This window comes from Clostridium peptidivorans (genome assembly GCF_900205925.1).
Classification (GTDB): domain Bacteria; phylum Bacillota; class Clostridia; order Clostridiales; family Clostridiaceae; genus Clostridium_AK; species Clostridium_AK peptidivorans.
Genome location: NZ_OAOD01000012.1, coordinates 38138 through 62755 on the forward strand (window position 1 = coordinate 38138; position 24618 = coordinate 62755).

Here is a 24618-nt window from a genome sequence, read left to right on the forward strand (position 1 = left end):
TTTTCGACAATAAATTTAATAAAAATAAAAAAATAAGCCTTAAAGGCTTATTTTTATTTGTCAGTTTTTAATTCTTCAAGACAAGCTTGGCAGATGTTTTTACCTTTGTAGTTTATAACATCTTTAGCATTTCCACAGAATATGCAAGATGGGCTGTACTTCTTAAGTATTATCTGCTCTCCATCAACGAAGATTTCTAAAGAATCCTTGATTTCTATATCTAATGTTCTCCTAAGCTCGATAGGGATAACAATTCTTCCTAATTCATCAACTCTTCTAACAATACCAGTAGATTTCATAACATGGTACCTCCTCAAACAATATTCGACTTTTGCTAATTAAATAATAACAGTAATAACATAAATAGTCAATACATTTTTTACAAGTTTAAATAATATTAATAAAACTCTTTATTCTTTTGTATAGAACTGAGAATAACGCAGTTATTTTAATATTTATCAGTATTTTTTAATTTTTAATTTATAGAACATAATTTTTGTGGCATAATAATTAGTACGAAGTAATATTTGGTAATTTTTATTAAGGAGGAAAGTTATGAATTTAGAATTAAATAAGGAATACAGCGGGTTTAAACTTTTAGAAAAAAATCATGTAGAGGAATTAAACTCAGATGCTTTTATATTTGAACACATAAAAACTGGAGCAAAGCTTTTAAAGATTGTAAATGAGGAAGACAATAAAGTATTTTCAATATCCTTTAGAACTCCTCCAGGAAATAGTACTGGAGTTGCACATATACTTGAGCACTCAGTTCTTTGTGGTTCAAGAAAATTCCCGGTAAAAGAACCTTTTGTAGAGCTTATAAAGGGATCTTTAAATACATTTTTAAATGCTATGACCTTTGCAGATAAAACTATGTATCCTGTAGCTAGCAGAAATGAAAAAGATTTCTTTAATCTTATGGATGTATATTTAGATGCAGTGCTTTATCCAAACATATATAAATATCCAGAAATATTTATGCAAGAAGGATGGCATTATGAGCTTAAAGATAAAGATGAACCTTTAACTTATAAAGGTGTAGTTTACAATGAAATGAAGGGTGCTTTTTCATCCCCTGAATCAGTGCTTGTTAGAAAAATATCTCAATCTCTTTTCCCAGATACAACCTATGGAGTGGAATCTGGAGGAGATCCTGAATTTATACCGGATTTATCCTATGAAGAATTTAAAGATTTTCATAAAAAATATTATCATCCTTCAAATAGCTATATATATTTATATGGTAATGGAGACACACTGAAGGAATTAGCTTTTATTAATGATAATTATTTAAAAGAATTTGATAAAATAAAAATCCACTCTGAAATTAAAGAACAGAAGCCTTTTAATTCTATGAAGGAAATGAAAGTGGAATATCCTATATCAGTAAATGAAAAAGAAGAAGATAAATCCTATATGAGTTTAAATTTTGTTGTAGGAAAAGTTGTAGATAAGGAACTATATTTAGCATTTGATATTTTAGAACATCTTTTATTGGATACTCCTGCAGCGCCTCTTAAAAGGGCTCTTATAGAAGCTAATTTAGGTAAAGACGTATTTGGAGTGTTTGATAGCAGCATACTTCAACCTAGCTTTAGTGTTGTAGTTAAAAACTCCAGCGAAAGTCAAAAGGAAAGATTTAAAGAAGTAGTATTTAACACATTAAGAGATTTAGTTAGTAATGGAATAAGTAAAAAGCTTATAGAGTCTTCTATAAATATTAAAGAATTTAGACTTAGAGAATCAGATTATCATGGATATCCTAAGGGCCTTGTGTATGGAATAAAAGCCATGGACAGCTGGCTTTATGATGAAGATCCATTAATGCATTTAGCTTATGAACCTCAATTAAATAAAGTAAAAGAAGCATTAACTACTAATTACTTTGAAAAGATTATAGAGAAATATATATTAAATAACTCTCATAGCTCTATTTTAATATTAAATCCTAAAAGAGGCATGGGTGAAAGTGTAGAAGAAGAACTAAGGAAAAAACTTAAGGAATATAAAGAAAAACTAAGCGAAAATGAACTAAATAAGATAATAGAACAAACTAAAAAATTAGAGGAAAGACAAACTTCAGAGGATAATCAGGAGGATTTAGAAAAGGTACCACTAATATCTATAGAAGATATAAACAAAAACTCAGAAAAACTTCCACTAGTAGAGGAAACTTATAAGGATATTAAAGTGTTAAAACATCCTTTATTCACCAACAAGATAGCATATATTAATCTTTACTTTAATAGTAAGGGAGTTAAACAAGAACTTATACCTTATATAGGAATTTTATGTGGAGTACTAGGAAAAGTAGGTACAGAAAACTATAGCTATGAAGACTTATCTAATGAAGTAAACATACACACTGGAGGAATAAGCTATAGCGCAATACCTTATTCAGACAATACAAATATAAATAACTTTACTCCTATGCTTAAAGTCCGTTCAAAGGCTCTTGTAAGTAAGCTTCCAGAATTATTTAATCTTTTAAAGGAAGAAATAGTAACTAGTAAATTTGAGGACTATAAGAGACTTAAAGAAATTATACAGGAATATAAATCTAGAATGGAAATGTCTTTATTTGATTCAGGACATATGGTAGCAGCAGGTAGAGTAGCTTCTTACTTTTCTCAAAGTGCGGCTTATTCAGAACTTATTTCTGGAATCAATTTTTATCATTTTGTAGTTGACTTAGATAATAACTTTGAAAGCAAAAAGGAAGAAATAGTAAACACTTTAAAGGAAATAAGTAAAATAGTATTTAATAAAAATAATCTTCTAATAAGTGCAGCTTTAGATGAAGAGGATTATGATAAGTTTACTGAAAGCTTACCAGTATTATATGAAGCATTAAAGGATGATGAAACTCACTATAATGAATATAAATTTGAAATAGAACCTAAAAATGAAGGACTTATGACTTCAGGAAAAGTTCAATATAATTCTAAGGGATTTAACTTTAGAAAACTTGGATATGAGTACACAGGAGTACTTCAAGTATTAAAGACCATAACAAGCTTTGATTATCTTTGGAATAGAGTAAGAGTTCAAGGTGGAGCTTATGGATGTTTTGGAGGCTTTAATAGAAATGGGAACATGTACTTTACATCCTATAGAGATCCTAATCTTAAAAACACATTAGACGTTTATGATAATGTTGCAAATTATGTAAAGAATTTTGAAGCAGATCAAAGGGAAATGACAAAATATATAATAGGAACTATAAGCAATTTAGATAATCCACTTAGTGCTGCTATGAAAGCTGATAAAGCCGTAGCTAATTATTTAAGCAAGGTGACTTTTGAAGATGCACAAAAGGAAAGAGATGAAATATTAAGTGCTTCTGTAGATAAAATAAAGGGTTTATCAAATTTACTTGGAGATTGCATGGAAAAGAACTATATATGTGTCTTTGGAAGTGAAGAAAAAATAAAAGAAAACAAAGAATTGTTTAATAAAATAATAAATGTATTTGAGTAAAGTTAAAGGGAAGTTTGCATGTTCAAACTTCCCTTTTATAGAAAATGTTTCAAGAATATTCACGAATTAATATTTAAAGCTATGATACAATTATAATATAAAATATTATATCTGATAGAGGTGGGTAGATGAGGAGTATTGAATTTAATATTAAAGATGTTGATGGTGTAGAAATTCATGTATACAAATGGAAAACAGAAGGTACTCCAAAGGCAGTAGTGCAAATTGCTCATGGAATGGGAGAGCATTCAGAGAGATATGAATACTTTGCACAAAAACTCATAGAAAATGGGTATGCAGTTTATATAAATAATCATAGAGGCCATGGCAAAACAGTAAAAAATAAAGAAGATTTGGGATATGTAGGAGATACAGATGGTTTCAATTGGATGATAAAAGATATGTATGAAGTAACTTTAATTGCAAAAAAAGATTACAAGGATGTGCCAATATTTCTCTTAGGACATAGTATGGGTTCTTTTTTAACGCAAAAATACATAGCTCTTTATGGAAAGGAGCTTAAAGGAGCCTTACTTTCAGGAACAAATGGAAAGCAAGGACAAAAATTAAAAATTGGTATGACACTTGCAAAATTTGAGGTATCTATGAAGGGGCCGCGAAATAAGGGGAAAAGCTTAAATAATTTAATATTTAAGGGATATAACTCAAAGTTTAAACCAGAAAGAACACTCTTTGATTGGTTAACTTCTGATAAAGATGAAGTAGATAAATACATAAGGGATGAATACTGTGGTCATGCTTTTACATCATCATTTTTTTATTATTTCTTCAAAGGTCTTGATGAACTAAATAAGCCTCATATTTTAAATAATATTCCAAGAGAGCTTCCGATATACATCTTTTCAGGCTCTGAAGATCCTGTAGGAGAAGAGGGAAAGGGCGTAACAAACTTATGTAATACTTATAAAAGAATAGGAATGAAAGATGTAACTTGCAAAATTTATCAAGGTGGAAGACATGAGATGTTAAATGAAGTAAATAAAAATGAAGTAATAAGTGATGTTATAACATGGTTGAATAATGTGATTTAGGTACTGGGAGCTAAAATATATATAAATTCAGCTTCTGCTGAGTTTTTTCCAACAGTAAGGTAAGGGAATGTAAATAATGTTGATTTTTATTATGTGTCCTTGGAGCAATTTTTAGAGTTTCTTAATGAAACAAGTGGTAAAGACTTTAGAACTTATGAACTGTTTGAGCGGTAACGCGAGTTTTCATAAGTTCTTAGTATTTACCACTTGTGAATTTAGAAACTCTTAAATTGTGTGTTAGGACTAAATATAAAAATCAACATTATTTACTTCACAATGTATTTCATTGCAAGTTCCACAGGGTTATATGAAAGTTTAGCCTTTCTAAGACCTTCTATGCCTAAATCCTGCTCTCTATTTACATAGGTCACTTTTGTTAAATATTCTTCAAGGAAGTGTCTATTTACAAAGGCATATAATCCACGCACATCAGCATCAGCTTTTTCTATATGAATTATAGCAGTATTCTCGTTAACTACTTCTCCCATAGTAAAGGCTGAAATTTTATCATCCACATATACCGCCATTCCTACAAAATTTAATTTATCTATGTTTTTAAGAAGATCTTTTATTCCAAAGAGTTCATAAAGTACATATCCTTTGCAGTCATTTTTATTACACCATTCTCTTCCAGCCTTTAAACAGTCATCTATTATTTCCTCGGTAATAGGTACTGCTCTATAGTTATATTTTTTTACAAAAGCATTGTAATGATTTTTTTTCCCATGATACTTCTTACCAGATAAGTTAACTAAATCTTCTCTTAAATATATATAGTCTGCGCCATCTCTATCTTCTTCAATTTCTAAAAGGTCTCCATAGGCCTCTTTTAAATCATTTATAAAGCTTAACTCAGCATCTTTAAATAAGTAATCCATATTATTTTCTTTTTTATATTCTATAAGCGTATCAACTATCTCTTTAAGATCTCTCTTTTTATAGCCTAGTGGCTGCATAAAGTGAGATGAATGATTAAAGTCCACTTTCTTTATAATAAGAACATCATTTATTATACTGTAATGTATTTCACAGCCTTTTCTCCATAAAAACAAGCTTAAAAATGAATATTCAGAAGTAGAAAAATTATAAGGTTTTATATATTTTTCAAATAAATCCTTGTCATCTAAAGTTAATGGCTTAAATTCTAGCATCATAACACTCCTTGTTAATAATTATGTACTATTTTAAAATACTTAATATTTATTGATTATTATATGTTAGTGTTCCCATATTGAATACAAAAAAATAGTAAATGTTAATATGTAATTAATAATCATTATTTATACACATATTAAGTATAGTATAGCTTTAAGAAATGATAAAGTCAAACTCTGTAAATGTTGCCATATAAAAAATACCGTATATTCATTTTTCATTAGCTAATTATTTTAACCAGTGCATTGGTTGAGTAAGAGATATTGGTAACTTTGTTTCAGAATCACCCTTTGCTGTATTAATCTGCCCTTGGGTTAAAAATATACTATTTGTAAGATTGGCTCCTCTAAGGTCAGTATCTCTTAAGTCAGCACCGATTAGATCAGTTCCACTCAAATCCACTCCTCTAAGGTTAGTAGCAATAAGATAGGCTCCACTCAAGTTTTCACCTCTCAGATTAGTTTTTGTGAGATTTTTTCCAATAAAATCTCGTCCTTGACCAAGAGTTTTTTGGCGTTTTGAAGAAGTTTTTTGCTCATCACGGAATTTGTTTCGTACAAGTTCGCTGGTTTGTCTAAGTAGAGTATTAACTTTGAAGCGATGTGCTGTTGTGTCAAGTTTTAAGAGGGAGTCAGCACTTAAAAGAGTAAGTTTTTCTGTCTCAATAAGCATGGAATTAAGTTCATCTTGGATATTACGGGATGGCTTTAGTCTAAGTGCTTCTGTAAGATACCAGAGCATTTCATGAATTTGATGCATAATAAGGAAAACCTCATACATTTGCTGTGCAGTTTCTGGAACTTGTCTCCAGTCATATCCACCATAGGTGACTTGAGCAACCTTTTGTCCCGCACCAAAACAGTCATATGCAATACAGCCTTTAAGTCCAAGAGTTTTTAGGTTTTTGTGAACGCTGCAGCAAAAGTCTGATTGTAGATTAATGCAAGGAGTACCAGCATCTTTGTTCACAGGGAATCCTTCGGAAGCCGAAAAGTACAGTGCAACACAACAAAAACCAAAGCAGTTTTTGCAGTCGGCTCGAAGATTACTTCGACTTATATTAGAAAAAGATAATATTTCATCTTTTTTATTTTCACAGGGATAGTTCATATTTATTTACCTCACATAACAAAATACAAAATTTTTAATTTGATTTTATCATAGATACTGGGATTATTCAATTTTCAAGGGGGCGCTTATGTAGCAGCTAATTACCATTACATTTAAATTACTTTTCTTTGTAATCTCACTTTTACTTGATATATCTAACTTTTATGACTGTATATGATCAATATTACAAATTGTAATAAGTATATAATTCTATTAGGACAAAGAAGAGCTTTGATAAAAATAAAACTAGAGTTTTAATAAAACTCTAGTTTTTTAACCATGTCTTCGATGTCTTCGATTTTTATGATTTTTTATAGATGCGAGATAATTATACCCTTCAATCCAATAAGAAAGTAAATTAGGTTTATATCTTAATACATCTTTTAAAAATTTATCAAAGAGGTGTAATTTTAATAATATTTTAATAATATCTTTTGGATATGGTGTACTCGTAGTAAAAGATTTTCTTGGATCAATAACCATTATTTTTTCACTAGAATCAACAAATATATGAGAATTTCTAGCATTTAGCTTTTTAAAGTTTAGTCTTTTTAAATCTTCAATTAATTCAATAATTTCTATAGAAAGACTATAGGACAATCCATGTTTTTTTAGATACTCGTATAGATTTTCTCCAGCAACATATTCTCTTATTAAAATATTATCAATTCTTAAAATAGTATTTGGGAAAAAAACACTGTCTTTAGTTATGTTAAGTATTTCTTCCTCACGTTTAGCTGCATTTACATCTTTAAACAATTTAATTGCGTATCCTTCTTCTGTTAAATATACACTTCCTTCAGCTCCAGAACCAAGGAACTTACAATTTTTAATTTCTAATATTATGTTCATACCTATCAACTCTATTTATTGCTTTAAAATAGTATATGCAAATAAAATTAATATGATATTAATATAACAATGATAAAACATTATAGATTAAACAGAGAGCAGCTTGCAGAAATTAAAAATCATATATATGAAAAAAACAGGGAATTTAAAAAGGGCGATATTATTTTATAGAGAAAGGATTTCGGAAACTTTTAGCGAAGAATAAAGTTAATGAGCAGGCTACAATGCCTGCCTAATTTTATTATGTTTTTGTAACGTTTCTTCTATAAGCTGGTCTTATTTATGTAAGGAGGTGAAAATGTGGCTGACTTGGCAAACATCTATAAACAATATTTCCGAGATGTTTACTCGTTTGTATTGTTGTTAAGCAGAAATGAAGCGGTTGCTGAAGAAATAACCCAAGAAACTTTTTTTAAGGCTCTAAAAAACATTGATAAGTTCAAGGGGAATTGTAAAATCAGTGTTTGGCTTTGTCAAATAGCAAAAAACACATACTATTCTCATCTTGAAAAGCAAAAACGATTTGAAATGGACAGTACACCAGAAAAGGCAAGTGAAAACAGTATTGAAGAACTGTTAATAGATAAAGAATCGGCTTTACGAATTCATAAGGTTTTACATTGTTTAGACGAGCCTTACAAGGAAGTGTTTACTTTAAGGATATTTGGGGAACTTTCATTTGTTCAGATAAGCCAACTTTTTGAGAAGACCGAAAGTTGGTCAAGAGTCACATTCTATCGGGCTAAGCAAAAAATACAAGACTTGTTGAAGGAGGAATAAGAATGAGTAAAGTGTCATGTGATATTATCAAGGATTTGCTACCATTGTATCATGATAAGGTGTGTAGTAACGATAGTAGTAAAATGGTAGAAGACCATCTTACTGAATGCAGCGATTGTAAAAATGAATTGAATAAGATAGGAACAGAAATTAATCTGTCAAAAGAAACTGTTAAAGAGAATCTCAGTGATAGTAATGTAATAAAAAATATTGCTGTGTTTTGGAGGCGTACTAAAGTAAGAACATTTATTATAGGAGTAATTGGTGCTGCTGTACTGTTTACAATTGTCTTATTAGGATTTACCTATCCAATTGTTAATGTTCCTACTGATGTAATGAAAATAACAGAGGTATCTCAATTATCAGATGGCAGGATTGCATATCATGTTGAACTGACAGATGAATATAGATTGAATAGGCTAGCATTTAATACGGATGAATATGGGAATTTTTATATAACTCCTAAACGCCCAATTTTTAAGACAAAAGAGATGAAAGATGTACCTGGATTTAAAAATACGTATTATACTTTTGGTGATTTTCTTAAAACTGTATATCGTGATAGGTATGGTGATAATGCCGAGATTAAAGCACTGTATTACGGATCTCCAAAAGATAACATACTAATTTGGAAGAAGGGAATGGAGTTACCAAAAGCAAGTAAAGAAGTTGAAGAATTCTTCAATGATGAGTCTAATAATTTTATGCCGTACTAACATTACAGAGTTCCATATGAAAATGTTATAATGGAAAGTGGAAAATATCTTTTCATTAAGAAACATTAACATTTCATAGATAAAGGATTTTTGAAATTTTTAGCGAAGAATAAAGTTAATGATTATTATATAGATTAAGAAGGAGTAGAAGTAATGATTAAACATATTGTAATGTGGAAATTAAAAGAATTTGCTGAAGGCAATGATAAAGCGGAAAATGCTAAGATAATTAAGACAGATTTAGAAAATTTACAAGAGAAAATTAATGAGCTTAAATTTGTAGAGGTTGGTATAAATATTAATAATTCACCACAAGCATATGATGTTGTTTTATATTCACAGTTTGAAAGTGTGGAGGATTTAAATATATATCAAAATCATCCTGAGCATGTAAAACTTGCAGAATTTGCCAAGAAGGTTGTAAATGAAAGAGTAGTAGTAGATTATGAAGTTTAAAGAATATTAGATTAGATATTTATACTTCACAGAGGAGAAATTTTATGGATAATATAGTTGTTTTAAATGTTGATTTTAATTTTGGATATGGTGAAAGTACAATTTATCCTGTGATACTTCAAGATGAAAATGAAATGATTTTAGTGGATTGCGGATATGCTGATTTCTTACTAATGATAGAAGAGGCTGCTTGTAAAAAACATGTGGATTTTTCTAAATTGACAAAAGTAATTGTAACGCATCATGACTACGATCATATGGGGAGTCTTGCTGCGATCAAGCAAAAGTATCCTCATGTTCAAATTATTGCAAGTGCAAAAGATGCCCCTTATGTAGCTGGGAGATTAAAGTCATTACGACTTCAGCAAGCTGAACAAACTCAGTCTATATTGCCGCCAGAAGAGCAAGAAGCAGGAAAGGCATTTCAAAATATTTTAAAATCAATTGAAAATGTAGAAGTAGATATAACTGTAAAAGATGAGGATTATTTTCCTTGGTGTGGAGGAATTGAAATTGTTGAAACTCCAGGGCATATGCCAGGACATATTTCAATTTATTTAAAAAAGTTTAAGGTTTTAATCAGTGGCGATGCTTTAGCAATAGAAAATGGAAATCTTGAAATTGCAGCACCACAATTTACACTAGATATGGCAGAAGCAAAAGAATCTGTTTTAAAACTACTTAATTATGATATACAAAAGATAATTTGTTACCATGGGGGAGAATATCAGGATAATATACCAGCTGCTCTGCGTAATATAGAAAATATATTTTAGAGAATTATAAATATAAAACTTAGCTAAGTAAATTAGTTAGGTTTTATTTTTGCTAAGTGATAGTTGAAATTAGGATATTTTAATATGACATATAGCTGGCATATTTATAGTGTTATCATTAAGTTACTATAAACGAAGGGAGTTTTTCTACATGAAGGATTTAAAGGAGTCAATGGAGATTATAACTTTAAATGAAGAAAATATTGATAACGAACATATTTGCTGTGCTATATCAAATAAGAAATGTGTTGAAGGATATCTAAAGAAAAAGGAATGGTTAAAACAGCAAATCAAAGATGGATATGTATTCAAGAAGTTTAATGTCAATCATAAGGTTTTTATTGAATACTGTCCTTCTGAAATTGGTTGGATACCAATTACTGCACCAAATTACATGGTAATTAACTGTTTTTGGGTTGCGGGTCAATATGCAGGAAGGGGTTATGGAAAAAGGCTTTTAGAGGAATGCATAAAAGATTCTGAGGATAAGGAAGGAATTGTAGTTCTTACCAGTAATAAAAAGAAACCATATATATCAGATAAAAAATTCTTCTTAAAGCAGGGATTTGAAGTCTGTGATACGGCTTCTCCATATTTTGAACTATTAGTTTATAAAAACAATCCTAATGCAGTAAACCCTATATTTAATCAATGTGCAAAAGAAAATATCATCAGCAATAAAAGTGGCTTAACAGTATATTATTCAAATCTTTGTCCTTTTACTGAGTACTACACTAATACAGTTATAAAAGAATTGGCAAAAAGAGAAGGTATTCCATTAGAGATTATTAAAATTGATAATAGAGAACAGGTAGAGAGCCTCCCGTCAGCCTTTAGTATTTACAGCGTGTTTTATAACGGTAAGTTTATTACACATGAAATTTTAAGTGAGACAAAATTTAATAAAATTATAGAGAATATAAAGAAGGGCATATATTAATTATTGGCGATTTGCTGTGAATTATCCTATAAAAAGATATATAGAAGGGAAGTGAGGATTTAGTAGATTTGTGTACTTGTTATACACTTTCTTACTAAAGCAAAATATGAATAGAATAAATTATTATATTATTATAAATATAATAGCAAGTTGTTTCTTATTATTTAACTTATATGAAAAGATTTATTCAGGTGAATTTATTATTAAAACAAAGCGAAAAAAGATTTCAGTATTATATACTGTAACATTAGTGTTATGGGTTTTTATGGGAATAATGAGTTTTTCAGGTTATCTAGGGAACAAGGATATTGATATCTTTGGGATTGTACAGGGGACTTTTTGGACACAGATGTGTATTTCAAATCTTTTAGGTAGATCATCATTGGGAATAACTAAAGGTGGTATATATTCAGGGGATTCTAACATTTCTTATTTCACTAAATGGAGCAAAATTAAAAATTATTCATGGATATCTGATAATATAGTTCAATTTGAAGTTTTTACAAGAAAAAATAGCATTGTCAGCAAAGAATTAGAAGTAAATCCAGAGCAAAGAGAAGAAGTAGATAAATTTTTAAGGGAAAATATAAAGAAGATAGATAAAGCAAGCAATAAAAAGAGAATTTTTAAGTTAAGAATGATAATTTTATTAATTGCTATTATAATGGCTATAGGACACATAAATTTAATTAAAGCAAGTAAGCCATATATGACAAAAGAAATAAAGTTAGAAGAAGATGAAGCTATAGCTATACTACAGAAAACATGGAAGCCTTTGGCGGAACTTAACAAAGAAAATATAAAATCTAGAGAAGATTTTGATAAAGTATTTAAAGAAACTATGAGTAAATCAATGATAGAGGATTTATATAGAATACTTGTAGATACAAGTAAATCTACAGATGAGAAAATTAAGTTTTATGAAAATGTAAGGATTCCTACTATATATGATACAAAGATGTCCATAAAAAGGTCATATATAAAATCTCCAAAGTATAAAGAGTTAAATAAAGAAGTTAACAATGAAGAGCTTACAATTGAAGAATCAGGTAAGCTTGATAAAGACGGACCTATATCTCATTTCAAAAGAACAAGTACTTTTATAAAGAATGATGCTGGCAATTGGATATTGGATAAAATAAGTGGTTTAGAAAGTATTGGATCACAATAAAAATGATAAATAAAAATAATATATTTTAGTAATAGTTTAATAATGAAAATGTATAGGAGCGTAAGTAAATATGTCTAATAAACGTAATAGATTGTTGTATGGATTTATGATAATAATTGTAATTGCTTTAGGGCTACTATCAAGAAGGATGAATAATATTATACCAGACTTTTTGAATACATATTTAGGAGATGCTCTCTGGGCGTTAATGGTTTTCTTTATCTTTGGTTTTATTTTTATAGATGCGGAAACAAAGAAAATTGCATTAATAGGGATATTATTTTGCTATCTTATTGAATTAAGCCAGTTATACCATGCAAATTGGATAGATAATATTAGAAGAACAACACTAGGGGGATTGGTATTAGGATATGGATTTTTGTGGAGTGATTTACTAGCCTATACTATAGGAATTGGAATAGGTGTAATTATTGAACTTTTACCATTAAAATTAAGGGGGAAAAATATAAAATGAAAAATAAAGATGGAAGAATAGGTATTATAACATTTGTAGTTTCTTATGTATTAGTTCACAGTATATTTAAGTTGTTTAATTTTAAGTATGATATTTTTAGTGAGCCATTTAATATATTAAAATTTATTATTGATTTTGGTTCATGGATGATAATTTGGGTGTTAGTATATTCTATATTGGAAAAAATGCAAAAGAGCAAATAGCTGTTAGAATTATGTGCAGCTATAAATTTGAGTAAAAGAAAGGATTTATTACAATGGATAATAATGTTTCATGGTATATAGAAAAACAAGTTGATAGAACAATAGATAATTTAAGAAAGCATAATATGGCAGGGTACTTTGTTAAGGATGATGTAGAACTGATAAAGCTTTTAAAAGAACTTATAGCTGAAAATTCTGTAGTGGGTGTTGGCGATTCTATGACACTATTTGAAACAGGAGTTATAGATTTTCTTCGTCAAGGAAGCTATACTTTTTTAGATAAATATAGAGAAAATATAACAAGTGAAGAAAAGAAGCAAATTTATATACAAAACTTTTCTGCGGATACTTTTATATGTAGTACAAATGCTTTAACTGAAAATGGGGAGCTTTATAATATTGACGGCAATGGAAGCAGAGTTGCACCGATGATTTATGGCCCTAAACAGGTTATTTTAGTAACTGGAATAAATAAAATTGTTAAAAATTTAGAAGAAGCAGAAAAAAGAGTTAGAAATTACTCAGCACCAATTGATGCAAAAAGATTAAATAAAAATACTCCATGTACAACCTTGGGATACTGCGTAGATTGTAAAAGTCCCAATAGAATATGTAATGATTTCACAGTTATCACAGGACAATTTGTTAAAGATAGGATAAAGGTAATTATTGTAGGAAAACAGTTAGGATATTAAATCTAAGCCTTGAAAAGTGTACTGGAATTAAAATAAACCATATTATAAAATCCATAAATACTGGTGCTATATCGGATCTTTTAGATTACTCAAATAATAATAAATCTGTATTAGATGACACTTTAGAAACCATAAATAGAATGGCAGCCACAGGGTGCATATATGAGGGTATACATTATGACATCGCTAAAGCTAATGAAGCGGATGTACTTAGATTAAACTATCTTGCTTTTTATGATAATTTTTTAAAATATTGTAAAGATCACAATTTAAGTCAAGAAGTACTTCCTTTGACTAGTTTTAAAAAGCAATTAAGCAAATCAAGTTATTGTCTATGCTATGACAAACCAACTACATTTCGCACAGGATATGACGACAATTCCAGAAGAAAGACCTTTAGAGTAGCCATTTTGGATATAGAAAAGCTTAAAGAAAAGAACTTGGAAGTTGATTTTTTGATTAATAAATAAGAGTTGGCAATGATTACACAATATGATTAAAGGACTAATTGAAAGAACACTATGTCTTTAATTGTATATTAAACTATTTGGAAATTAAAAGGAAATTGCAGCGCAATTTCCTTTTAATAATTACTCCTTATTAAAGTATTTCTCATATTTTAGTGGCTCACCTTTTTCCCAAGGGGCATAGTCCTTGGCAAATTCCACTCTTTCTAAATAAGGTGGATGGGAATAGTACCACACTTCAAATAGCTTGCCGGGATAAGGCAGAGCAAGGCTTCCTTCATGAAGCTTTATGGTAGAAGTTATAGTAGCTTCTTTATTTTGAGTAAGTTCTAGTTCAAATCTATCTGCTTCAATTTCCATGCGTCTAGAAACGGTATTTGTTATTGGATTACTTAAAAACATATAAAAGTTTAAAACAAGTATTATTAGTGGCAGTGCAGCAATATCAGATATCTTATTAAATCCAAATTTACCTTTAGAAAGATTTATTATATAAAGCACACTTTTATTGGTCAAGTAAAGTATAAATATAATTAAAACTCCCCCAAGAATTATGGATCTCCATACATGGCCCAGTACATAATGACCCATTTCATGAGCAAGTACGCCTAGGGTTTCTTCATCACTAAGGTTATTTATAGTGGTATCCCATAAAACTATTCTCTTGGACTTAGAAACACCGGTCATATAAGCATTCATTTCCTTTGTATCTACACTTTTATTTACCTGATATACACTAGTTCCTTCTAAATTTGCTTTCTTTAACTGAGCTTCTATTTTATGCTTTAAATCTTTATCTTTAATATCTTCGTATTTATTAAAAATAGGATCTATATAAAAAGGAGAAACAAAGGTCATAAAAAATATTATGGGAATAGATAGAAATCCCATGTAAAGCCACCAGAGCTTTTCGGCTTTTCGTATAACATAGTAAGGGAACCATATAAACAGTGCTCCAGCAATAGAAGACAATAAAACACTTTTTAGAGAATCTGTAAGCCATTTTACTAAAGTTTGATTTGAAAGTCCAAAACTATGAGGTTGAATAAAACTACTATAAAAGTCTAAAGGCAGTGTTAAAAGAAAATTTATAAGTGTAAATATAATAAAATATACTGCAGATATTATAAAAAAACTACCAGTTCTTCTTTCTATAAAATTTCTTATGCCTTTTGAAAGTCCAGTTACTAAGAAAAATATTGGAATTAAAAATGTAAGTATAAAGCTTACAGTCCATATGTTTAAATTAGATTGTTTATATGCAATTGCTTTATCGCTTACTTGAGGAAGATTAATGTCTTTGCCATTTACAGAAACGCTGTAGGCTACACCTTTTAAAGTTTCTAAATTTTTATGTTCTGTGTAGCGGGCTAATACTACAAATAGTAAAAGAAAAATCACCGCCAGGATTATTGGTTTATATGAGTATTTTTTCAAAATAACACCTTCTTTTGACAAATTTATATTTGAAAATAGGTACATGAAAAGGTTATAATTATAAAGATTTAATATAAATATAACAAAATTCAAAGTAAAAATTAATATATTATTTTAAGGAGTGATATTACTTGCTGTTAACTAAAGAAAAAACCCATCCACGTATCATAAGTATTATAGAATACTTTAAGTATGATTCGTTATTTTATTTAACAACCATATTTATTTTTATAAAGTCCATACTTTTTTTAGGGGTTATAGCTCATGACAGTGTATCTGGTATAAATATGTTTAAGGCATTTTTTGCACCACCTCCACTTGCAGCATACCTTGCTTTTATAACAATTTTTTTAAGTTTTGCATATTTGTTTAATGGAAGAACTCATGGCTGGGTACTTTTTTTAGTTAATGTGGCTATTACTATATTATTAATAGCTGACTTATGGTATTACAGAGGTTTTGGAAACTTTATCTCTCCATACATTTTTCAGCAAACATCTAACTTAGATAACTTAACGGATTCTATAGCTTCTATGGCAAGACCAATAGATATAATATTTTGGATAGATATATTATATATGCCATATAAGCTTAATAAAAATAAATCAGTATTTAAAAATTATAGGAGAAACATAATGTCTTTTTTATGGATAATGCTTATAAGTATAATATCAATATATTATATCCATTATAATATAGATGTAAAAAAGACAGGAAAAGAAGGGCAGTACTTTTTTTATACTTGCTGGGCTCCTAATCAAACTATGTCCAACCTATCACCTATAGGATATCATATATATGATGCATATAATTACTATCATGAGGTAAGAAACCCTTTTACGTTAAGTGATAAAGAAAATGATAAAATAAAAGCATGGTATAAAGATAATAAGGAGAACTTACCTGATAATCAGTATAAGGGAATTTTTAAAGGCAAAAATGTAATATTTTTACAAGTGGAGTCTTTAGAAAACTTTGTAATTAATAAAAAGATTAATGGTCAAGAAGTAACTCCTAATTTAAATAAAATTTTAAATAACAGCTATTATTTTTCAAACTTTCATGAGCAGGTTTATAATGGTACAAGCGTAGATTCAGACCTTATGGCAAATACTTCAGTGCATCCTGTAAGAAAGGGAGCTACATTTTTTAGATTCCCGCAAAATACTTATAATTCTCTTCCAAAGCTTTTAAAAGAGGAAGGATATTATACTCAAGCAATACATCCAGATAAGGCTTCCTTTTGGAATTGGAAAAATGGATTAACTGCTGTGGGATTTGATAAATGTATAGATTCTTCTTATTTTAATGTAGATGAAACTATAGGACTAGGCATAAGTGATGGAAGCTATTTAAAACAAACTATACCACTTATAAAAAATGCTAAAAAGCCATTTTATACATTTATGGTAACTTTATCAAGTCATGCACCTTTTGATATTCCTGCAGAGTATAGAGAGCTTAAAATTGATAAAAGTCTTGATGAAACAAAACTTGGAGGATATTTTCAAAGCATACATTATACAGATAAACACATAGGAATTTTTATGGATAACTTAAAAAAAGAGGGGCTTTTAGAGGACACAGTAGTTGTTATATATGGAGATCACGGCGGAATTCATAAGTACTATGAAAGTGAACTTCAAGATATAAAACCTCAAGAAGATTGGTGGATGAAAAACAATTGGGAAATTCCTCTTATCATATATAACAAGGATATAAGCCATAAGGAATTTACAGTAAATGGCGGCCAAATAGATACCATGCCAACTGTAGCTTATATGATGGGAATAGACAAAGGAAAATTTGAAAACACTGCAATGGGGAGAATACTTGTAAATACAAATAAGGATTTTACAGTGCTTTCAGATAGAACTTATATAGGAGATAAGAGTAATAAAAGTCAAGTAGATCATAGTATACTAGGTATAGATATTTCAGATATGATGATTAGAAGTAACTACTTTAATAAATAGGGGGAGATGTGAGTATGGAAGAAAAATTATGGGGAAAGCTTGAGGCTTTGGAAAAGAGTGATAAAACTTTAAAAGAAGTGCTTCCACAGGGCTTTGAAAACATGATAAAGGTTTATATATTCAACAACCGTGAAAATATAATGAGCTTTTTAAAAGGCATAGTAAACAGCCCAAATTTTAAAAAGAAAATATCTGAGGAAATAGGAAAATTTACATCAAGCATGAATCCAATGATGGCAAAGTTTATAAATGTGGATAGTATGCAAGTTAAAGTAGTTGAAGGAATAAATGATTACCTTCGAGATGAAAACAATGTATATAAGGTAATGGAACTTATAAATGGAGGAATAGATAAGGTTAAAGATAAAAGGGCAGCGGAAGTACTTATGTATATTCCTTACGAAGGAAAAAAGGAACTTGTAAGATGGATAAGTAAAATAGCAGAATAAATAAAAATAAAGCCTTTATTTTAAGGCTTTATTTTTATTTTGGCAGTCTTATATTTTCCAATAAGGTTTCATCATGGTCATATACTTCAATAATATTCTTTTAATTTTTTTACACTTTTTCAAGACATATTACAACAGATTAATGTGAAATTAGAACAAATATTTTATTTTACAATACTGATTTTAGTATTAAATAATAAAAAAGTGAAGGAAATCAAAGAAAGTGGACAAGTAATAGATGATAACGGGGCATAAAGGTAATTGACAAAATAGTCAGAAGATTATAAAATATAATCATACCACAGGACAATACTAAAACATAAAAATCTAAAGATAGGGGATGATTCCACCACAAAGAATAATTTTATTTAGACCTATTATAAAAAGTTTCAAAGAAATTTTTAAGAGTGATAGGTAGGTGATGGTGGTATTAAAAGCTCCAATTCCTATAAATGATTTCTCTTAAACCAATAAATTAAAATTGAATCAGGATTTTAATAAAAGATTTAAGCTTTAATAGATATAAGGGTTCGGCACAAATAGATAGTTCTAGCTGAACAACCTAATCTACAGTACTATTATTTAAGGAAAAATCTTAGGAAAGGAATGATAAAATTTCAAATAGCTATTGATGGGTGTGGTCAGGAATTGGAAGCTCAAAAATAACCGGTTTGTATATAGTGAGAGAGTATACAAACCGGTTATTTTTTTATTTATAGATAATTAGAAAAATGTTATCTTTATAAAATATATAACTAGTAAATGTACTGGATAAAAGGCATAAAAGGCATATTTATATTTTTTAAATCCTTGTTTTTCATTATAGTATTTTATTATTATCAAAGAAAATAATGAAAATACTTGAATTATTCCTCCGAGTTCAAAAGAAGCTCCTCCCAGTACTACCGAAATAATATAAAGTGATATTAAAGCTACATTTAAAATCACTTGAGACTTAATGAGCTTTTTAAAATCTTCCCTATAATAATAAAATAAAAATATAGTGGCAATTCCATAAGCAAAATAATCAGTATTAAGTACTGTAGCAATAATGCTTGGAAGTATTATACTTAATTGTTTGCTCCGTTCATTTTGCTCTTTTTGATATTTATCATAGAAATAAATTGCGATTAGTCCAAGAAGTAAAGTGAAAAATATATTTAAGCTTTGTGCTTCAAGTGCAAGATTAAATGGAATTTGAGATATAAGAGCAAAAATACCTAGTCTTTTCATATATCTTATAGGATCTTTAGTATGTATATACCCTAAAGCTATCATCCAAGCAAATAAAGGAAAAGCTAGTCTACCAATTATCCTTAAAAATATATATTCGGGAAATAAAGCAGCGCCTATGTGGTCGATCAGCATACATAAACAAGCAAGTAATTTAATAGTAAAATTAGACATAGTAACCCTCCTTGCATGATTTATAGAAATTTATAATTTCGTTATAAATCAGCACATCTCAATTCATTGAGATGTTTCCTTGCATAATCTATGGAAATTTATAATTTAATTATAAATCACTTTAAAAATTGTTTATTAATTCTTAATAATTTGATAACTACTAGTTAATAATTATTATCTATAATTGATTATAGAGTATAAGTCACAAACAAAATAGTTTTAATTCAGAGAACCTCCCCCTTTTAATATACACAAGGGTGCTTAAAAAAGCACCTTATTTTTTTTATCAAAATAAGGTGCCGTAAAGCTAGTTACTTGTCATCTTTATCTTTTTTGAATGGATTTTTAATACAAAATTTCTTAGTGCTTCTTTTTGAAACCTGCTTTATTATGAGTATTACAGGAACTACAATTATAAGATATGGTATAAAAGCAATTACTACTACAACCGAGTTTTTTAGTACTTCAATTACATTATTTATAGAATTTAAAAATTTATATTGAATTTTTTCTCCTAAAGTACTTCCAGCATTTCCAAGAGAAAGTACATCAACTTCCTGAAGATTTACGTCTATAGTGGAGTAATCTATAAGGTTATCAAGCTTTTTTAGTGTTCCAGTAAGATTTTCAATTTCATAGCGTACAGTTGCAAGTTCTTTTTCTATTTCAAGTACATCCTTTAAAGTTCCTGATTTTTTTAATAGTTCCAAAAGTCTTTCCTCTTGAAGTTTAAGTGATTTTAATCTAGCTTCTGTATCAAAATACTGAGAGGTTACATCTTCACCAGTTATGCTAGTGGTTACAACATTGCCTATAACAGAGGAGCCTTCCATAAAGGAGTTAAAATGTTTAGTTGGAATTCTTAAAGAAAAATTAGCATGTCTTTTTTGAGAGTTATTTATATTTTCAACTCTATTTCCAGATATACTTGAGTTTTCAATATATCCTCCCAAAGCCTTTACCTTTTCATTAAGAGCACTTATGGATTTTTCAAATTCCTTTGTTTGAATTTCTAGATATCCTCTTTGTATCAGTTTTCTTTGTGATACCTTAGATGCATCAATATTTTCTGGAGTGGTGGCAGCTTTAGATTCTTGCTTCATTTTTGAATTTTGACCACTGCCTATATCAGCTTTAGCATTCATTTGGTTATAGTCTTGAGCTAATCGATTTTCAGATGAAGATGATCCCTTTTTTGATCCGCAGGCATTAAATAAAAGAATAGAAAAGGTTATAGTTAATAAAACTAAGAACAAGGGTGTTTTCTTTTTCAATATTTTCACTCCTTATAAAATTAGTAAAAATAGGTTTATTTACTAATATATACGAGTAAACTAAGAATATAGTCTGAATAAAAAGGAAATCACGATATTTTTAATGTTGAAGCTAGCGTATGGAATTTGAACCTAGGAAAGCGTTCATTTCGCTAAAAACGGCTAATATTTATAAAATTAAAATATCTAAGTCTTCTAAACTCGCTCCGCTCAGACAGTAGAAGGCTCTATACGATATTTTAAATTTATAAATAAAGCCGTTCTAAAGCTCATTCAATGCTTTCTACGATTCAAATTCCATACTGCATTCAACATTAAAAATATCTTCATTTTAAAACTTAGTACATAAAAATCTTTTAGGGCGGTAGCCCGTTAAGTTACAAGAATTTGTAAGAAATAAATAGAAAAATTCAATTTATAAGTTAAAGATAGGGTAGTATGATAAAAGATTCTTAATAGAAAATTAGGTGATTAATATTTTACTACCTATCGGTCTGAGGCCTTATCAGCTCTTTGATAAGTATATATTTAAAAGGAACTTTCGCTAAAGCGAAATTCCTTCCTTCAGTCAGTAAGTCTGAGTGATATTTTTAATGTTGAACATAAGTATGGAATTTGCATTGTAGAAAGCATTGAGCAAGCAATTAAAAGCTCTTTATTTCTGATTTTAAGGTGCCGCTCGGAGCCTTCTATTGTCTGAGCCATTGCGAGTTTAGAAGGCTTAGGCGCCTTAAAAGGAAGAAATATTAGAGCTTTTTGCGAAGAGAAGCTTTCCTAAATGTAAATTCCATACGACCCGTTCAACATTAAAAACGTCATAATATTTCAAAACAAGGGGGTGCATTATACATTGGCTGCTTATTCAAATAGAAGGAGAGATCACATTCATTTTATAAAGCAATACAATAGAGAAACTGGCGAGTATACTGGTGCTCGTATAGTTATATTTATCAAAAATAAAGGCAAATTAATATATGATATAGATAACTTTCAAAAGCATCCTTATAAAAGTCCTAAATCTAAAAATCATAACAAATCTTTATGGAAAGTTATCCATTGTGATATAGAAGGATTGATTAAAAAGGAAATGATAAATGTTAGCGAAGATAATAAATATATTATGAGACATGTATTATATGAAAATCCTAAAGGAGATATAGAGGAGTATATAAGGGAATTAATAACTGAAGAGACAGGAATAGAAGACTTTAAATTATCAATTGACAGCTTACAATTAATGTAGAGTTTTTACAAAAGTAAAATTTATCTTATGATTGAAAACTGGCAATTGATATTTAAGAAATATAAATCCGTAATCCCCATTCCGTTCTATTAAGTTGTTAAATTACTATTGGGAATTTATTAAATCTTCTCTAATAACTTATTAATAATATTTCTATCATTAACCAAGGCTTCAATCTGCTTCTGCTGAACCTTAATAACGGACATCATTTCATTCAATAACTTTTGCTGTGCATCATGGGATTCTTGAAGGTGAAGTATATTACTTTTATTCTCCATGATAGCTTTAAGTCCCTTATCAAACCTTTCGGTAAGGTCGGTAAACTTTTCCTCCATTTCTTCTTTAGGTATAATCCCTGTTTCGATAGTAGCTGTTTGTACCAATGAAGCTTTACCTGCTAAACCTCTGACTTTTCTCCACTTCCATTCAGATGCTGTTACATTAGCTTCCTTGTTAACTTCAACCTTGCCACCTTCTAAGAACTTGTACTTTAACATGATAGTATCAGTTTCTTCATCAAACCACCTGTCAGTTATCTCAAACTTTCCACCACCATTTTCATGGATACTCCCTATTGCATACTTCTTGCTTTCTTTTAATCCCATTTTATACACTCCACTCCATGATTCTTGCCCTTAGTACAGCTTCCTGTTGCTTTAAGTTATGTAATTGCTGACGGATATTAGCATCCTCCTGGTACTCCAAAACTGCTTCAGCCATATCAATAGCTTCTCTTACCTCAACTAACTCCATTCTTAAATCATCTACTTTCTTTTCTACCATCTGTTATACCCCCTGCATTTGTAATCTCTTCTTCTACTACTTCTTCTACTTCTTCTCATACTCGCTGCTAACCCTTCCATTATTACGGAAGCCAAGGCATATTTGAACATTCCTTTTCTTGAATTTGGCTTAGGCTGATTTGAAGCAATCCACTTGTTTATCTTTTCTCTTCTTGCCTTCCTCTTAGCTTGTGTGATAGCATACTTAGCTTCCCATTCAGCCTGTTTGAGATTTTTTTCAACTAGGTTTTGATTTTGCTTCCTTCTCATTTCGGCCTTCTTCTCAGGACTTGCTAATGGGTAGATAATACACCATCTAACAATACAGGTGATTACCTTTATTACTAAAATTAGTGCGAAGAGTAATACCGCAAAGATAATGATTAAACCCATTATTACTTGACTATCCATTGTTACCAACCTCCTTAATTGAGTTGATATAAAGATTATACTAAAGGTTATGATAGAAGCCAATAAAAAAAAGGCGTGGAAGTTAATCCCAACCTTAATTAGAATTTCTTAAATATATCAGATACCATATTCCATTCTTCCGTCTTATTACCATTTACCAATGAGTTTAAAGGCGCAGAGCAAACCACCCGTTTTACGGGTGGTCCTGATTATTTTATCGAATAGTAAAGAACACCATCTTCTTCTTCCATAGTTACTTCTCCTAAAGCCCTAAGATGTTCTAAATGGGCATGGGCCTCTCCAGCTGCAAACCATTTCTGTGGTTTTGGAAACTCATCCCAATTTTTACTCTTGATATCCCAGTGCAGTTGTTTTGTTACTGTTCTCACAGTAGATTTTCCAGATTCTCTTAAAGCTTTTCTTGATTCGTCTAATCTTTTAGCATGATGTTTATAAAGTTCTTCAATCCTTTCACGATGATCGTCTACTAAAAAACGATGGGAAGAAAACAAATAATCAATATCCATATTATAAACATGATCTAAACTTTCTAAATAAGTTCCTAATATATCGTCATATTGGAAACCCCAAAATGTAATATTTGGAGTTATTTTTCCTAGTATATGATCCCCACAAAATAGTATCTTGTGTTCTTTTTCATAAAGACCTACTATCCCTGGCGTATGACCTTTTAAATCTATAATTTCAAAATTATATTCTCCAATTTGAATATATTCACCTGGAATTGCAGAAATGAAATTTATATGAGCTGTCGGGCGAAATTTAAATCCCGGATGATCTTCGATATCTAATTGATCTTCTTCTAATCCTTGCCAAGCTCCCTGTTGAATTGTATCTTGCCACATTGGATCTGATTTTTCCACACTATTATTTAATAAATCACCATCCATCTTACTTGCATATATAGTTAAACCCATTTCTTCTAAATAAGTAGCTAGCCCCGTATGATCTGAATGTAGGTGAGTCAGAAAAAGAATAGTGTTTTCTGGTTTCAAATTTAATTCTTTAAAAATTTTCATTATATCTTCTTTTGTATCTTCACGGTTAAAGCCCGTATCAATAATCATAGATTTTTCTTGACCTTTAATAATATAAAAATTCAAGTGTTTTAAGGGATTATTTGGTAATGGAAGTTCTTCCAAATAAATATTTTTGTATACTTCTCTCATAGATTACATCACCCCTCCTAAAATTCCATATTTTAACAATATCATAGTATATTATTAATATAAAGTCAACCATTTCATCTATTGATAAAACAGAGAAAAGAAGATTTAGGAATGATTT

Annotated in this window: 26 protein-coding genes; 15 read left to right on the forward strand and 11 right to left on the reverse strand. The window is 29.4% G+C overall.

The window, feature by feature from the left end; all coding sequences use genetic code 11:
- Positions 1-53: 53 nt before the first annotated feature.
- Positions 54-299 (reverse strand): AbrB/MazE/SpoVT family DNA-binding domain-containing protein, encoded by a 246-nt coding sequence (locus CRN98_RS10970; protein WP_097027470.1) that lies wholly within the window; start codon positions 297-299, stop codon positions 54-56.
- Between the two features lie 256 nt (positions 300-555).
- Between CRN98_RS10970 and CRN98_RS10975 the strand changes: the two genes are divergently transcribed.
- The gene (locus CRN98_RS10975; protein WP_097027471.1) at positions 556-3483 is read left to right on the forward strand and encodes an insulinase family protein; all 2928 of its coding nucleotides are present in this window, start codon (positions 556-558) and stop codon (positions 3481-3483) included.
- Between the two features lie 128 nt (positions 3484-3611).
- Positions 3612-4535 carry an alpha/beta fold hydrolase gene (locus CRN98_RS10980; RefSeq protein ID WP_097027472.1) on the forward strand — a complete coding sequence of 308 codons (924 nt, stop codon included), beginning with the start codon at positions 3612-3614 and terminating at the stop codon, positions 4533-4535.
- A gap of 266 nt (positions 4536-4801) precedes the next feature.
- Here CRN98_RS10980 and CRN98_RS10985 read toward each other — a convergent pair whose 3' ends face one another.
- The 3 genes from CRN98_RS10985 to CRN98_RS10995 all read right to left on the reverse strand — a co-directional run bounded on the left by CRN98_RS10985 (position 4802) and on the right by CRN98_RS10995 (position 7652).
- Positions 4802-5686 carry a DUF2156 domain-containing protein gene (locus tag CRN98_RS10985; RefSeq protein WP_097027473.1) on the reverse strand — a complete coding sequence of 295 codons (885 nt, stop codon included), beginning with the start codon at positions 5684-5686 and terminating at the stop codon, positions 4802-4804.
- Positions 5687-5918: 232 nt separating this feature from the next.
- Complete coding sequence (locus tag CRN98_RS10990) at positions 5919-6800, reverse strand: pentapeptide repeat-containing protein (RefSeq protein WP_097027474.1); 882 nt, start codon at positions 6798-6800, stop codon at positions 5919-5921.
- 273 nt (positions 6801-7073) lie between these two features.
- The gene (locus tag CRN98_RS10995) at positions 7074-7652 is read right to left on the reverse strand and encodes an RIO2 family protein (protein ID WP_097027475.1); all 579 of its coding nucleotides are present in this window, start codon (positions 7650-7652) and stop codon (positions 7074-7076) included.
- 300 nt (positions 7653-7952) lie between these two features.
- Between CRN98_RS10995 and CRN98_RS11000 the strand changes: the two genes are divergently transcribed.
- The 10 genes from CRN98_RS11000 to CRN98_RS11045 all read left to right on the forward strand — a co-directional run bounded on the left by CRN98_RS11000 (position 7953) and on the right by CRN98_RS11045 (position 14334).
- A complete protein-coding gene (locus CRN98_RS11000) occupies positions 7953-8432 on the forward strand; it encodes an RNA polymerase sigma factor (RefSeq protein WP_097027476.1) in 480 nt (159 codons plus the stop codon).
- 2 nt (positions 8433-8434) lie between these two features.
- Entirely contained in the window at positions 8435-9148 is a 714-nt protein-coding gene (locus CRN98_RS11005; RefSeq protein WP_097027477.1) for a zf-HC2 domain-containing protein, read from the forward strand.
- Between the two features lie 153 nt (positions 9149-9301).
- A complete protein-coding gene (locus tag CRN98_RS11010; protein ID WP_097027478.1) occupies positions 9302-9604 on the forward strand; it encodes a Dabb family protein in 303 nt (100 codons plus the stop codon).
- A 44-nt stretch (positions 9605-9648) separates the two neighbouring features.
- The gene (locus CRN98_RS11015; protein ID WP_097027479.1) at positions 9649-10380 is read left to right on the forward strand and encodes an MBL fold metallo-hydrolase; all 732 of its coding nucleotides are present in this window, start codon (positions 9649-9651) and stop codon (positions 10378-10380) included.
- Between the two features lie 151 nt (positions 10381-10531).
- Positions 10532-11320: a GNAT family N-acetyltransferase gene (locus tag CRN98_RS11020; RefSeq protein WP_242960909.1), complete on the forward strand. Its 789-nt coding sequence runs from the start codon at positions 10532-10534 to the stop codon at positions 11318-11320.
- 106 nt (positions 11321-11426) lie between these two features.
- Entirely contained in the window at positions 11427-12491 is a 1065-nt protein-coding gene (locus tag CRN98_RS11025; RefSeq protein WP_143331296.1) for a DUF5673 domain-containing protein, read from the forward strand.
- Positions 12492-12561: 70 nt separating this feature from the next.
- Positions 12562-12966 carry a ribosomal maturation YjgA family protein gene (locus tag CRN98_RS11030; RefSeq protein WP_097027481.1) on the forward strand — a complete coding sequence of 135 codons (405 nt, stop codon included), beginning with the start codon at positions 12562-12564 and terminating at the stop codon, positions 12964-12966.
- Positions 12963-13169, forward strand: a complete 207-nt coding sequence (locus tag CRN98_RS11035) for a hypothetical protein (RefSeq protein WP_207653587.1) — start codon at positions 12963-12965, stop codon at positions 13167-13169. Before CRN98_RS11030 ends, CRN98_RS11035 begins: the two co-directional genes overlap by 4 nt.
- A 53-nt stretch (positions 13170-13222) precedes the next feature.
- Positions 13223-13864: a lactate utilization protein gene (locus CRN98_RS11040; RefSeq protein WP_097027482.1), complete on the forward strand. Its 642-nt coding sequence runs from the start codon at positions 13223-13225 to the stop codon at positions 13862-13864.
- A 140-nt stretch (positions 13865-14004) separates the two neighbouring features.
- Complete coding sequence (locus CRN98_RS11045; protein ID WP_097027483.1) at positions 14005-14334, forward strand: hypothetical protein; 330 nt, start codon at positions 14005-14007, stop codon at positions 14332-14334.
- A gap of 120 nt (positions 14335-14454) precedes the next feature.
- On the opposite strand, the gene CRN98_RS11050 is transcribed toward CRN98_RS11045, so the two are convergent.
- Positions 14455-15768, reverse strand: coding sequence for a M48 family metallopeptidase (locus CRN98_RS11050; RefSeq protein WP_242960911.1), 1314 nt, complete (start codon positions 15766-15768; stop codon positions 14455-14457).
- Between the two features lie 131 nt (positions 15769-15899).
- Here CRN98_RS11050 and CRN98_RS11055 point away from each other — a divergent pair, with 131 nt between their 5' ends.
- Entirely contained in the window at positions 15900-17744 is a 1845-nt protein-coding gene (locus tag CRN98_RS11055; RefSeq protein WP_242960914.1) for an LTA synthase family protein, read from the forward strand.
- Between the two features lie 14 nt (positions 17745-17758).
- Positions 17759-18193, forward strand: a complete 435-nt coding sequence (locus tag CRN98_RS11060) for a hypothetical protein (RefSeq protein ID WP_097027485.1) — start codon at positions 17759-17761, stop codon at positions 18191-18193.
- Between the two features lie 723 nt (positions 18194-18916).
- On the opposite strand, the gene CRN98_RS11065 is transcribed toward CRN98_RS11060, so the two are convergent.
- Both CRN98_RS11065 and CRN98_RS11070 read right to left on the reverse strand, forming a co-directional pair.
- Positions 18917-19600, reverse strand: coding sequence for a TraX family protein (locus CRN98_RS11065; RefSeq protein ID WP_097027486.1), 684 nt, complete (start codon positions 19598-19600; stop codon positions 18917-18919).
- 311 nt (positions 19601-19911) lie between these two features.
- On the reverse strand, positions 19912-20874 hold the full coding sequence (locus CRN98_RS11070) for a DUF4349 domain-containing protein (protein WP_179632108.1): 963 nt from the start codon (positions 20872-20874) through the stop codon (positions 19912-19914).
- A gap of 850 nt (positions 20875-21724) precedes the next feature.
- Here CRN98_RS11070 and CRN98_RS11075 point away from each other — a divergent pair.
- Positions 21725-22117: a hypothetical protein gene (locus tag CRN98_RS11075; RefSeq protein ID WP_097027488.1), complete on the forward strand. Its 393-nt coding sequence runs from the start codon at positions 21725-21727 to the stop codon at positions 22115-22117.
- A gap of 119 nt (positions 22118-22236) precedes the next feature.
- Here the strand turns inward: CRN98_RS11075 and CRN98_RS11080 are convergent, their stop codons facing one another.
- The 4 genes from CRN98_RS11080 to CRN98_RS11090 all read right to left on the reverse strand — a co-directional run bounded on the left by CRN98_RS11080 (position 22237) and on the right by CRN98_RS11090 (position 24500).
- Positions 22237-22722 (reverse strand): hypothetical protein, encoded by a 486-nt coding sequence (locus CRN98_RS11080; protein WP_097027489.1) that lies wholly within the window; start codon positions 22720-22722, stop codon positions 22237-22239.
- A gap of 1 nt (position 22723) precedes the next feature.
- Complete coding sequence (locus CRN98_RS17760) at positions 22724-22900, reverse strand: hypothetical protein (RefSeq protein ID WP_179632110.1); 177 nt, start codon at positions 22898-22900, stop codon at positions 22724-22726.
- Entirely contained in the window at positions 22894-23310 is a 417-nt protein-coding gene (locus tag CRN98_RS11085) for a hypothetical protein (protein ID WP_097027490.1), read from the reverse strand. The genes CRN98_RS17760 and CRN98_RS11085 overlap by 7 nt, the downstream gene beginning before the upstream one ends.
- A 209-nt stretch (positions 23311-23519) precedes the next feature.
- On the reverse strand, positions 23520-24500 hold the full coding sequence (locus CRN98_RS11090) for an MBL fold metallo-hydrolase (RefSeq protein ID WP_097027491.1): 981 nt from the start codon (positions 24498-24500) through the stop codon (positions 23520-23522).
- Positions 24501-24618: the final 118 nt, after the last annotated feature.